Source organism: Mycobacterium sp., from assembly GCF_035623875.1.
In the GTDB taxonomy this organism is placed as follows: Bacteria; Actinomycetota; Actinomycetes; order Mycobacteriales; family Mycobacteriaceae; genus Mycobacterium.
In genome coordinates, this window is record NZ_DASPSP010000248.1 from 1 (window position 1) to 11969 (window position 11969).

Below are 11969 nucleotides of genomic sequence, written 5' to 3' on the forward strand. Positions count from 1 at the left end.
TGCTGGCGCCACGGGAACGCTGTGGCGCCCGACGGCACACTGGCGAGGGCGCCGTCGAGGGCGTGCATGATCGCCAACATGCGGCCCGCGCCACGAGGAAAGGCGTCGACCGCCGAGGCGATCCCCTGCGCGGCGGCGGGAGTGATCGTCGAAAAGACATCGGATCCGCCGACATATCCCAGCGGTGACGGGTTGAGGTTCCCGACGGCCAGATAGTTCACCAGGTCCAGGTAATTGAACGTATGGTTCTCGCGACCGGTCGGTTGCATTCCGACGGCCGAAACGATGGCGTTCGACATGCTGCTCCCCGACCCGGCCGGGCAGGTCGCAAGAATACGACAGTGCGTGCCCATCGCATCGACGGTGGCGTCGGCCAGTGCCCAGCTGCTTCGGTCGGCGGTCCGCAGCCAGTTCTGCCAACCGACGAGAACCTGGGCGAACGACTGCGGCGGGAAATTGAGGTTCACCACGTCGACGTCACCGGTGGGGAACGTGGCAAAGGTCAGCGAGGTGGTCACCCCGAAGTTGCCACCGCCGCCACCGCGTAACGCCCAGAACAGGTCTGGGTTGTTGGCGGCAGACGCGGTGACCACCTGGCCGCTGGGCAGCACCACCGACGCCGATCTCAACGCGTCACACATCAGGCCCGCGTGCCGGGAATGGGCGCCCAGCCCACCGCCCAGCGCGTGCCCGGAGGCCCCGACCGACGGGCAGGTACCCGTCGGTATCCCCCGACCGGCCGCAGCCAGCGCTTGGTGCATCGCATACAAACTGGTCGCCGGCGTGACGGTGACCTGCCCGGTGGCGGCGTCGTAACTGATCCCCCCAGGCAGCTGACGCAGGTCGAGCACCATGGTTCCGTTGGCCGTGGAGGCCCCCACGTAGGAGTGTCCACCACTGCGCGGAGCGACCTTGAGGTTGTGGGCAGCAGCGAATGCCATCGCTTTTTGCACGTCCGCCGGCGATGTCGGGACGACGATCACCGCAGGCGTCGAGCCGTTGTAGTTGGTGTTGAAAACCTGCTTGGCAGTTGCGAATTGGCCGTTGTCCGGTTGTATTACCTGCCCGCCGATGGCGGAAGCCAGCGGGCCCCAACCGGAGGCAATCGGATCGGCAATGGCTCGACCCGATCCGGCTTGGCCCGATCCGAAAACGGCGCCGGCGGCTAACGCTCCAACGGCACCCCGCAGAAACGTCTGGCGCGAGATCTCACGCGTCACGTCCCGCATTGTCGATCACGGGAACCGCGGTGCCGCATGACGTGTCGCGGGATAACTGAAACGTGCGCGAACCTTAACCTCACCGTGTTGTGAACGTGACAGCGATAAACGAGGGTTTCTAACCGGAACTCTTGAGTGCCGCGGTTGCACTCCCGCCACGTGAGGAGCAGGACATGGCGACACTTGAGATCGCGCGCGACCGGATTTGGCGTTCTAACAACCAACCACTGACCGTTCGTTTGCTGCTGGGCGCCGGCTGTCTGATCGCGGCGTCCGCGCTGTTTTCGGCACCAGTGCAGGCGGACCCGCACGACGACGACTTCATCGACGCGTTGAGCCATGCCGGCGTCGAGTACGGCGAACCGGGAAACGCGATGGCGGTGGGCCAGTCCATCTGCCCGATGCTCGCCCAGCCCGGCGGCAGCTTCGCCGCTGCCGCGTCGGGCATCTCTCACCGAGGCATGTCACCACAGATGGCTCAGTTGTTCACCACCATCGCGATACAGACGTACTGCCCCGAGGAGATGGCAAACATACTTGGCGGCAACGTGTCTGGTCTGCAGCAACTCCCGGGCATGGCGGGGATGATCCCAGGGGTCTAACGCGTACCCAGCGGGTCGATCGTCCAGGCGATATATACCATCCCTGCTGCGACGAGCGCCATGGTAGGGAAGTCAATTCCCTTGCTGCGCACCACCAGAAGCCCGGCCTGGTCTTCGGTGAGCGCTAACCGCAGCACGGCGGCGACCCCTACCCCGATACCGATCAACAGCGAGCCGCGGCGCCAGAAGTTCGCCGCCACCAGCGTGAACGCCACGGCAAAGATCAGCATTACCGTCACGATTGGCCACTGCGAGCGGACCTGCTGACGCAAATTCATTGCTGTTCAGCCAATTCGACGACATTTGTCAACAGGAATGCGCGGGTCAGCGGGCCGACGCCACCGGGATTCGGCGATACGTGACCGGCGACCTCCCACACATCCGGGTGCACGTCGCCGACCAGCCCATCGTCGGTCCGGCTGACACCGACATCGACGACGGCGGCACCGGGACGCACCATGTCCGCGGTGAGCAGATGCGGGACCCCCACAGCCGCCACGACGATGTCGGCCTGCCTGGTGAGCGCCGGCAGATCACGAGTTCCGGTGTGACACAAGGTGACGGTGGCGTTTTCCGAGCGGCGCGTCAGTATCAGTCCCAGCGGGCGACCGACCGTGACACCGCGACCGATGACCACGACGTGGGCGCCGGCGATCTCGACGTCGAAGCGGCGCAACAGGTGCACGATGCCGCGCGCCGTGCACGGCAGCGGCGCCGGGGTACCCAGCACCAGCCGACCCAGATTGGTCGGGTGCAATCCGTCGGCATCCTTGTCCGGGTCGACGCGCTCCAGCGCGGCGTTCTCGTCCAGTTGTTTCGGCAGCGGTAACTGCACGATGTAACCGGTGCACTCGGGGTTCGCATTGAGTTCGTCGATGGTCTCATCGAGCTTCGCCTGGCCGATATCGGCGGGCAGGTCGCGGCGTAGCGAGGTGATGCCGACCTTGGCGCAGTCGGAATGCTTTCCGCGGACGTAGGCTTGCGACCCCGGGTCATCGCCGACCAGGATCGTGCCCAGGCCAGGCGTCCGCCCTGAAGCGGTCAAAGCCGCTACCCGTTGCTTCAGGTCGACGAAAATCTCGTCGCGCGTGACTTTGCCGTCCAACGTGATTGCGCCCACGTCTCACAGTCTGGCACGCTCCCGTTATGTCTAGCCCTCCGGACGTGCTGAGCCCTGCCAAGCTGGGCCCGATCACCCTGCGCAACCGCACCATCAAGTCGGCGACATTCGAGGCGCGTACGCCCAACGCGCTGGTGACCGACGACTTGATCGAGTACCACCGACTCCCGGCCGCCGGCGGCGTCGGCATGACCACGGTCGCCTACTGCGCGGTCTCCCGGGGCGGCCGCACCGAAGGCAACGGGATCTGGATGCGCTCGGAGGCCGTGCCCGGGTTCCGTCGGCTCACCGACGCGATCCACGCCGAAAGCGCGGCGGTGAGCGCACAGATCGGCCACGCCGGCCCGGTCGCGAATGCTCGCTCCAACAAGGCCACCGCCTTGGCCCCGGTGCGGTTCTTCAACCCGATCGGCATGCGATTCGCCAAGAAGGCGACCCGCGACGACATCGACGACGTTATCGCCGCACACGCAAAGGCCGCCCGATTCGCCATCGAAGCAGGCTTCGATGCGGTCGAAATCCATTTGGGCCACAACTATTTGGCGAGTTCCTTTCTGTCTCCGTTGATCAATCGCCGCAACGACGAGTTCGGCGGATCGCTGGAGAACCGAGCCAAGGTCGCCCGCGGGATCGTGATGGCCGTTCGCCGTGCGGTGGATAACGAGGGAACGCCGATCGCGGTGACCGCCAAGCTCAATATGGCCGACGGGGTGCGCGGCGGGATCAGCGTCGACGAGGCGCTGACCACCGCCAAGTGGTTGCAGGACGACGGCGGGCTGGACGCGATTGAACTGACCGCCGGCAGCTCGCTGGTCAATCCGATGTATTTATTCCGCGGCGACGCTCCACTGAAAGAATTCGCTGCCGCCTTCAATCCGCCGCTGCGCTGGGGTATGCGGATGACGGGCAAGAAGTTCCTCCGCGAGTACCCCTACCATGAGGCCTATCTGCTGCGCGATGCCAAGCTGTTCCGCGCCGAGCTGACACTGCCGCTGATTCTGCTCGGCGGCATTACCAACCGGGAAACGATGGACCTGGCCATGGCGGAGGGATTCGACTTCGTTGCGATGGGCCGGGCCCTGCTGGCCGAGCCCGATCTGATCAACCGGATCGCCGCCGACGGTGCCGCGCACACCGTGCATTCGGCGTGCACGCACTGCAACCGGTGCATGCCGACCATCTACACCCGCACCCGCTGTGTGGTAACCGGCGCGCCCGACACCGTCCGCTGACGGTCCGTGTCGTTCTGAGCCGATTGTGCAGCAGCCGATACAGTCGGTGCAGTGAGCCAAGCAGCTAAGGTTGGGGCGATGAGTCGAGCAGCACCGCCCGTGCTGACAGTCCGACATGACGGATCTCAACGCACCTTCGCAGCAGGTCATGACGTGGTCGTCGGGCGCGATCTGCGCGCCGACATGCGCATCACGCACCCACTCATCTCGCGGGCGCATCTACTGCTGCGCTTCGACCAAGGGCGTTGGCTCGCCATCGACAACGGGTCGTTGAACGGGACCTATGTCAACGGGCGTCGGGTGCCGGTGGTCGACATCCACGACGGCCAGACCATCAACATCGGCAATCCTGACGGGCCGCAGCTTGCTTTCGAGATCGGTCACCACGCGGGGGCGGCCGGCCGGCCGCCGCAAACCGCGTCGATGCGCGCCGTCCAACGGTCAGCAGCCGCGCGGTCGGCGCACCCGCCGCCGGCACGCCCGGCAGCCGGGCCGCCGGCGGGCGTGCTCCGGCCGCCGGCAGCGGGACAATCACGACCGTATCCGGGCGCCCCTCCGGCACCACCGCAGCCGATGTATCAGGGCGCCGGGGGCCAACGTCCGCCGGTCTATCCGCAACAACCACCGCCGCTGAACCGGCAACCCCCGTCAGCGCCGCCGCCGAACCTCCGGCCGAAAACTCAATTGGCTCCGCCGGCCAGCAAACCGCCCGAGGTGGGCAACCTCGCCACCAAGATGATCCAGGCAATTCTTCCCGGATCCGGCACACCGCAGAAGCCGCCGGGATCGGCCACCATCGGCCGCGCCAACGACAACGACATCGTCATCCAGGATGTGCTTGCGTCGCGCCATCACGCGTTCCTGATCCAGTCTCCGCTCGGCACTGAGATCCGCGACGCGCACAGCGTCAATGGCACATTCGTCAACGGCGTGCGCGTCGGCTCGGCGGTGCTGAACGAGGGCGACGTGATCACGATCGGCAACGTCGACCTGGTTTTCACCGACGGCAACCTGATCCGCCGCACCGAGGCCGCCACCCGCACCGGCGGCCTCGAGGTCAACGGCGTGCACTTCAAGATCGACGGCAAGGAACTGCTGGACAACATCTCGCTGACCGCCCGACCGGGCACGCTGACCGCGATCATCGGGGGATCCGGTGCGGGCAAGACCACACTGTCGCGGCTGATCGCCGGATACACCCGCCCCAGCGCCGGGTCGGTCACCTTCGAGGGCCACAACATCCACGCCGAGTACGCGACCATGCGCAGCAGGATCGGGATGGTCCCGCAGGACGACGTGGTTCACCGCCAGCTGACAGTGAACCAGGCGCTGGGCTACGCCGCCGAGCTACGGCTACCGCCCGACACCAGCAAACAAGAGCGCGCTCAGGTGGTCGCACAGGTGCTCGAGGAACTCGACCTGACCAAACACGCCGATACCCGGGTCGACAAGCTCTCCGGCGGGCAGCGCAAACGCGCGTCGGTGGCACTGGAACTGCTCACTCAACCGTCGCTGCTGCTCCTCGACGAGCCGACGTCCGGTCTGGACCCGGCGCTGGACCGTCAGGTCATGCTGATGTTGCGGCAGCTCGCCGACGCCGGTCGCGTGGTGCTGGTGGTCACGCACTCGGTGTCCTACCTCGACGTCTGCGATCAAATCCTGCTAATCGCCCCCGGCGGCAAGACCGCCTTCAACGGGCCGCCCAGTCAGGTGGGTGCGGCGTTAGGAACCACCAACTGGGCGGACATCTTCGCCAACGTGGGCGCCGATCCCGACGAAGCCAACCGCCGCTTCATAGAACGCGACGGCAAGAGGCTTTCCGAAGCCCCGGTTCCGGAAAGCCCGGCAGACCTGGGTGAACCAATGCACACCGACCTGGTGCGCCAGTTCTCCACGATTGCGCGCCGTCAGGTCCGACTCGTCGTCTCCGATCGCGGCTACTCGGTGTTCCTGGCGTTACTGCCGTTCCTGATCGGCGCGCTGTCGCTGACCGTGAAAGGGCCCAAACCGGGACTCGGTCCCGCCGACCCGCTCGGCCTCGCACCTACCCAGCCGCAGTACATCATGGTCCTGCTCAACATCGGCGCCGTCTTCATGGGCACGGCGTTGACCATTCGCGACCTGATCGGCGAGCGTCCGATCTTCCGCAGGGAACAGGCGGTCGGCCTGTCCACCACGGCGTACCTGATGGCCAAGGTCTTCGTCTTCTTTGTTTTCGCGACCGTCCAAGCGGCCATCGCAACCTTTATCGTCAGACTCGGCAAGGGTGCGCCCACAGCGCATCCCCCGTTCTTCGACAATTCGACCTTCTCGCTGTTTGTCACCGTCGCCGGCACCTGCGTCGCGTCGGCGATCCTGGGCCTGCTGTTGTCGGCGGTGGCGCAGTCAAACGAGCAGATCATGCCGCTGCTGGTGGTGTCGATCATGTCGCAGCTCGTACTTGCCGGCGGGATGATCCCGGTGACCGGCCGGGCGGGTCTTAATCAGCTGTCCTGGGTGACGCCGGGACGGTGGGGTTACGCCGCGGGAGCATCGTCGATCGACTTCCCGGACCTGGTCAAAGTCAAGCAAATTCCGACGAATGACCCACTGTGGCAGCACTCGAAGCACATCTATCTCTTCGACATGGCGATGCTCGCGCTGCTGTCGGTGTTCTACGCGTGCTACGTGCGCTGGAACATCCGGCTCAAGCGCTGACGCCTCACAGCCTTCAGCCGCCGGCGGGCATCAAGCTTGCCAGCGCGTACTCGCTGACCGCGATCAGTGCATCGGTCGCCGATCTGCGGTCGCGGGCATCGATGTTGATGACCGGGACGTGTTCGGCCAGGGTAAGCGCTTTGCGTACCTCGCCAACGGGATACGTTGGGGCGCCGTCGAACTCGTTTACCGCGATGAGGAATGGCAGGTTGCGGTGTTCGAAGAAGTCGACCGCGGCGAAGCTGTCCTGGAGGCGCCGACAGTCCACCAGGACCACCGCGCCGATCGCGCCGCGCACCAAGTCGTCCCACATGAACCAGAATCGGCGCTGCCCTGGAGTACCGAACAGATAAAGCACCAGATCCTCGTCCAACGTGATCCGGCCGAAGTCCATCGCTACCGTGGTGGTCCGTTTGTCCGGGGTAGCTTCCACCATGTCTACGCCTGCGGAGGCGTCGGTGACCATTGCCTCAGTTCGCAGTGGCATGATCTCCGACACCGCGCCGACGAACGTCGTCTTTCCGGCACCGAACCCGCCCGCGATGACGATCTTCGTCGACGCGGTATCTCGGGCCTTCCGATTGGGTTGGGCGTTTCGCTCAGAGGGCTCGTAGGCCACGGAGCGTCCTTCCTATGAGTTCGCGGCGTTCATCGCGCGTCGAGCGGTCGGTCAACGTCCGGTTCACTCGAAGGTAGCCCGAAGTCACGAGATCGCCGACCAACACGCGCGTGACACCGAGCGGCAAATCCAACCGGGCCGAGATCTCGGCAACGGATGGGCTCTTGACACACAGTTGAACGATCCTGCCTCGCACGTCGTTGGGTGGCCATCGGTGAAAAAGCGCCGACTGCAACGTCTGCACCGGCGCTTCGAGCGGAAGCTCGACGCTCCCCCTGGTCCGCCCGGCCGTCAAAGTGTAAGGACGGACCAGGCTCGCCTCAGCTGCGGGTGACTCCGGCCCCAGTGGCTCGCGACTGTCCATCGCGACTCACGAGTGCGACGCGGTCGGCGACGACGCGGGCCGTGACGCGGCCCGAGGAGACGCCGAGTGATCGGACGAAGCACGTCGGGTCGACTGCACGACGTTGCCCACCCGTTCGACAAGGACGGCCATCTCGTAACCGATCTGACCGATATCACAAGACGTCGCGGCCAGCGTTGCCAGATGCGAGCCGTCACCGACCCGCATCAGCAACAGGTAGCCGTTTTCCATCTCCACCACCGACTGCAGCACCTGGCCACCGTCAAACAACTGGGCGGCGCCGGTGGCCAAGCTCGCCAGACCTGACGAAACCGCGGCGAGCTGATCCGCCCGCTCCTGCGGCAGGTGCTCGCTGGCCGCGATCAGCAGCCCGTCGACGGATACCAGTACTGCGTGCGACACCCCGGAAACCTCGCGAGCGAAGTTCGACACCAGCCAATCCAGGGAGCTGTCCGAGCGGGCCGAATCGTAGCCATCGAAAGCAGAAGTCATTCGTGATCGGGTCCTTGATCCGTATCGCGGGCATGCGATCGTCCGGCGCGCACGCCGCCGAAATGGCTGCTCATCGAGGCGCGGATCGCTTCCGGGTCTCGCATCGGTGCCTCATGGGCCGATTTGCGGTCGGTGGGGCCGGATGGAAATCCTCCGTTCGATGCCGCTCCATTGTCCTCGGCTGCCCGGTCGTGGGCGACGCCCGCAATGCCATTGTGCTCGGGACCGGCGCCACCCGGCACCAGCCGGGCACCCGGGTCACGTACCGGCAGGCCGTGGTCGGTGTGGGCTTGCACGGGCACATTTTCGACCTCGGCGGCCGCTGACCAACCGTGGTCCCAAACCGACTTCCAATCCAAATCGGCGCTACGGCCCAAGTCGTGCGGGTCAACCAGGAACTCGGAAAGCATCCGCTGGTAAATCACATCGGACTCCGGCGGCTCGCTCGTCGTCGCGGCGGCTTCGGCTTCAGCGGGCCAGGCATCGTCGATCTGCTGCGGCTCGGACTGAGCTGCCGGCTCCGCCGCGACCGGCTCCGGCTCGACGGGCTCCGCTTTGGGGGGTTGCTGGCGGGTGAATCGCGCCCGTGGTCCGAAGAACGACGACGTGTTCGAAACCGGTTGATCCGCAGGGGTTTCCGGGATTTCTGTAGTCGGCTCAACTACCTTTTCCCACCGGTGCGGCGGTGATTCGCGCCGTGACGGCGGATCCGGTCGGTCGGCCGGGACACCGGTGATGCCGCTGGATCCGGGGCTGCGCCGCGGCAACAACGTGATCGGCGATTCGGTCGAATGCGAGCCGTTGCGCTTGGGCGTATCCGCCAGCGCAACGACGTCTGGAGTATCGCCGTAATCCGGCGCCGGCGAGTGATCGGCCGGGACCGAGACGTCTGGGCGCACCGGCGCTGCTTCGCGCGGCGTAGTGTACCCGTCGTCCGCACCGGCCAACAACGCCGCCGGCAGATACACCTCCGCCGTCGTACCCGACCGTGCTTGCTCGGTCGACAAACCGCGCAGCCGCACCCGGATGCCGTGTCGGTCGGCCAGTCGGCCGACCACGAAAAGACCCATGTGGCGGGCGCTGTCCGGCGTGGCCTCTCCACCGGCGCGCAGCCGCATGTTGGCGATGCGTCGGTCACCGTCGGTCATGCCCAGCCCGGCATCGAGGATCTTGAGCAGAACCGCCCCGTCGCTGCGCCGTGAGGCCGAGACCCGGACCGGCGACGCGGGCGATGAGTAGCGCAACGCGTTGTCGATCAACTCGGCAAGGAGATGAATGATATCGCCGGCGGCGGTGCCGTTGATCGCGCAGTCGGGCACCATCGACGTCTCGACTCGGCGATAGTCCTCGACTTCGGAGGTCGCAGCGTTGATGGCCGACGACAACGGCACCGCTCCGCGTTGGTCTCCCCGCGAGCTCTGTGCGCCCGACAGCACCAGCAGGTTGGCACCGTTGCGGCGCATCCGGGCAGCCAGGTGGTCGAGGCGGAACAGGCTGTCGAGGCGATCGGGATCCTCCTCGTTGCGCTCCAGCCGGTCGATCAGCGCGAGCTGCTGGTCGACCAGTGAACGGTTTCGCCGTGACATGGTCTCGAACATGTCATTGACCAACAGCCGCAGTCGGGCCTCGTCACCAGCCAATAGCAGCGCCTGGGTGTGCAATTCGTCGACCGCGTGCGCGACCTGACCGATTTCTTCGGTGGTGTGCACCGGCAGCGGCTCAGGAGGCTGTTCGTCACCGGCCCGAACGCGGGAGATCTCACGGTCGAGATCTTTGTGAGCGACCTTCAAAGCGCTGTCCCGCAGCATGCGCAGCGGCTGGACCAGCGAGCGCGCCACCAGCAGCACGATGGCGAGTGCGGCGACGACGGCTGCCAGCACGACGACGGTGTCGCGGATCGCGGCGTCGCGCCGGTTGCGGGCCAGGTCCTGCACGGATTTCGTCACCGACGCGGTGGTGCCCTTGATCACCTCGGCGGCGATCCCATCGGTGGTCTGTACCGAGCGAAGCAGCGCCGGGTTGTTGACCAGCAGAGTGGTCGGATCGGACATGATCGCCAGCCGGGTGACCATCTGCTGCTGCAGCGTCTTGGCTTCCGCTGAGCCGACACCGAGCACCTCAGCCATTCCGAACAGCGTCGACGGCTCGGTGCCGGCCAAAGTGATCATCGACGTGCGCAGCTCAGGCTCGGGCAGGTCGGCGCCGCGGGTGATCAGCAGCTGCTGCATCATCATCTGGCCGCGGGCCCCGATCGCGCGGCTCAGTCCCTGAGCCGCAGCCCGGATTCGCACGTTGTCGACGCGTACCGATCCGTCGATCGCGTTCTCGGCGGTCAACAAGATCGGGGCGTAGGTGGACACTCGCTCCCGCAAACCGATGGCGTTCGACGCGACCGCGTCCAGCAACGCCTGCCCGCCGCTCAGCATGGCGTTGACCCCTGCCCCCACATCGGCGGCAACGTCGGTTTCCGCCAGCCGGGCCTGCAGCTCATGTTTGCGCGCGTCGTAATTCTTCTTCACGCCCTCGACGTCGCCTCCGGTCGGGCTTGCGAGCAATGCGACATCGAGCGCCGACATGTAGTTGGCAATGGCCGGAACCACCTCGGCGCGATCGGCGGCCAACCGGAGGTCGTGCGCGTCGGTCAACGCACTCGCGATGCGGAATCCCCCGAAAACCATCGCCAGCACCGAAGGGACAACGACAATGGCCACGACTTTCCACCGCACCGGCCAATTTCGGGGCGACCATGACGCCGGTCGTTTAGCCGATGAGGACTCGGCGCCGTTGCTGTCCGCGATGTGACTTTCGGTCGGCAGAATCGCCCGTGTCGCGCGGGCAAACATGGTCACCGGCCTACGTCCGTGCGGGCGACCGCTCCGATGATATGCAGTGTTGGCGCGTCGTTCATGAGACTTCCTGCTGATTACACCCACCCCGGGCGATATACGCCTGGCAATTCTGCGAGTATGCCAGCCTGCGGCTATGGAAACCACAATTCTTACTGAACAGACAGAGTTCGCCGACTCGTGCCAGGCACCGCGAAGCATAGCTGAGCAAATTCTTCGACGACAACTGTCATGATCGACAGATGTTCCGGCTGCTGTTTTACTCGCCGCGTATCGCGCCCAATACGGGCAATGCAATCCGGACTGCGGCGGCCACTGGCACCGAACTGCATCTCGTCGAGCCGCTCGGCTTCGACCTGTCCGAACCCAAGCTGCGCCGCGCCGGGCTGGACTACCACGACCTGGCTTCGGTCACCGTGCACACGTCACTTGACGCCGCCTGGAAGGCGCTGTCGCCGCAGCGGGTGTTCGCCTTCACCGCACATGCGACGTCGTTGTTCACCGACGTCAGCTATCAGGCCGGCGACGTATTGATGTTCGGCCCCGAGCCGACCGGACTGGACTCGACGACGCTGGCCGACGGTCACATCACCGACCGCGTCCGCATCCCGATGCTGACCGGACGACGCTCACTCAATTTGTCCAACGCCGCCGCGGTCGCCGTCTACGAGGCGTGGCGTCAGCAGGGGTTCGCTGGGGCGGCGCGCGCTGACGATGCAGGACGCGGAGCGTCCTGAGGTGGGGGTACCGCCCGCTTGCGGGGGCGAGGCGGGCAAT

11 protein-coding genes are annotated in these 11969 nt (G+C 65.9%); 4 read left to right on the top strand and 7 right to left on the bottom strand.

Annotated features, from left to right (window positions below; all coding sequences use genetic code 11):
* Positions 1-1220, bottom strand: a 1220-nt coding sequence (locus VEI45_RS20330) for an FAD-binding oxidoreductase (RefSeq protein WP_324856331.1), incomplete at its 3' end; no start/stop codon positions are given.
* 173 nt (positions 1221-1393) lie between these two features.
* On the opposite strand from VEI45_RS20330, the gene VEI45_RS20335 reads away from it, so the two are divergent.
* Entirely contained in the window at positions 1394-1822 is a 429-nt protein-coding gene (locus VEI45_RS20335; RefSeq protein WP_324856332.1) for a DUF732 domain-containing protein, read from the top strand.
* Here the strand turns inward: VEI45_RS20335 and VEI45_RS20340 are convergent.
* Positions 1819-2100 carry a DUF3017 domain-containing protein gene (locus VEI45_RS20340; RefSeq protein WP_414687544.1) on the bottom strand — a complete coding sequence of 94 codons (282 nt, stop codon included), beginning with the start codon at positions 2098-2100 and terminating at the stop codon, positions 1819-1821. The two genes, VEI45_RS20335 and VEI45_RS20340, sit on opposite strands and share 4 nt — an antisense overlap.
* Positions 2097-2942, bottom strand: coding sequence for a bifunctional methylenetetrahydrofolate dehydrogenase/methenyltetrahydrofolate cyclohydrolase (locus tag VEI45_RS20345; RefSeq protein WP_324856334.1), 846 nt, complete (start codon positions 2940-2942; stop codon positions 2097-2099). The genes VEI45_RS20340 and VEI45_RS20345 overlap by 4 nt, the downstream gene beginning before the upstream one ends.
* Before the next feature lie 26 nt (positions 2943-2968).
* On the opposite strand from VEI45_RS20345, the gene VEI45_RS20350 reads away from it, so the two are divergent.
* Both VEI45_RS20350 and VEI45_RS20355 read left to right on the top strand, forming a co-directional pair.
* On the top strand, positions 2969-4174 hold the full coding sequence (locus VEI45_RS20350; protein WP_324856335.1) for an NADH:flavin oxidoreductase: 1206 nt from the start codon (positions 2969-2971) through the stop codon (positions 4172-4174).
* Positions 4175-4252: 78 nt separating this feature from the next.
* Positions 4253-6871 (top strand): FHA domain-containing protein, encoded by a 2619-nt coding sequence (locus VEI45_RS20355; protein WP_324856336.1) that lies wholly within the window; start codon positions 4253-4255, stop codon positions 6869-6871.
* 13 nt (positions 6872-6884) lie between these two features.
* On the opposite strand, the gene VEI45_RS20360 is transcribed toward VEI45_RS20355, so the two are convergent.
* From VEI45_RS20360 to VEI45_RS20375, 4 genes are read right to left on the bottom strand one after another with little or no spacing between them, the layout of a single operon-like run.
* A complete protein-coding gene (locus VEI45_RS20360) occupies positions 6885-7490 on the bottom strand; it encodes an ATP/GTP-binding protein (RefSeq protein WP_324856337.1) in 606 nt (201 codons plus the stop codon).
* Positions 7471-7854 carry a DUF742 domain-containing protein gene (locus VEI45_RS20365; RefSeq protein ID WP_324856338.1) on the bottom strand — a complete coding sequence of 128 codons (384 nt, stop codon included), beginning with the start codon at positions 7852-7854 and terminating at the stop codon, positions 7471-7473. The genes VEI45_RS20360 and VEI45_RS20365 overlap by 20 nt, the downstream gene beginning before the upstream one ends.
* 6 nt (positions 7855-7860) lie before the next feature.
* Positions 7861-8346 (bottom strand): roadblock/LC7 domain-containing protein, encoded by a 486-nt coding sequence (locus VEI45_RS20370; RefSeq protein ID WP_324856339.1) that lies wholly within the window; start codon positions 8344-8346, stop codon positions 7861-7863.
* Positions 8343-11195: a sensor histidine kinase gene (locus tag VEI45_RS20375; protein WP_414687545.1), complete on the bottom strand. Its 2853-nt coding sequence runs from the start codon at positions 11193-11195 to the stop codon at positions 8343-8345. The genes VEI45_RS20370 and VEI45_RS20375 overlap by 4 nt, the downstream gene beginning before the upstream one ends.
* 239 nt (positions 11196-11434) lie before the next feature.
* On the opposite strand from VEI45_RS20375, the gene VEI45_RS20380 reads away from it, so the two are divergent.
* On the top strand, positions 11435-11929 hold the full coding sequence (locus VEI45_RS20380; protein WP_324856340.1) for a tRNA (cytidine(34)-2'-O)-methyltransferase: 495 nt from the start codon (positions 11435-11437) through the stop codon (positions 11927-11929).
* Positions 11930-11969 lie beyond the last annotated feature (40 nt).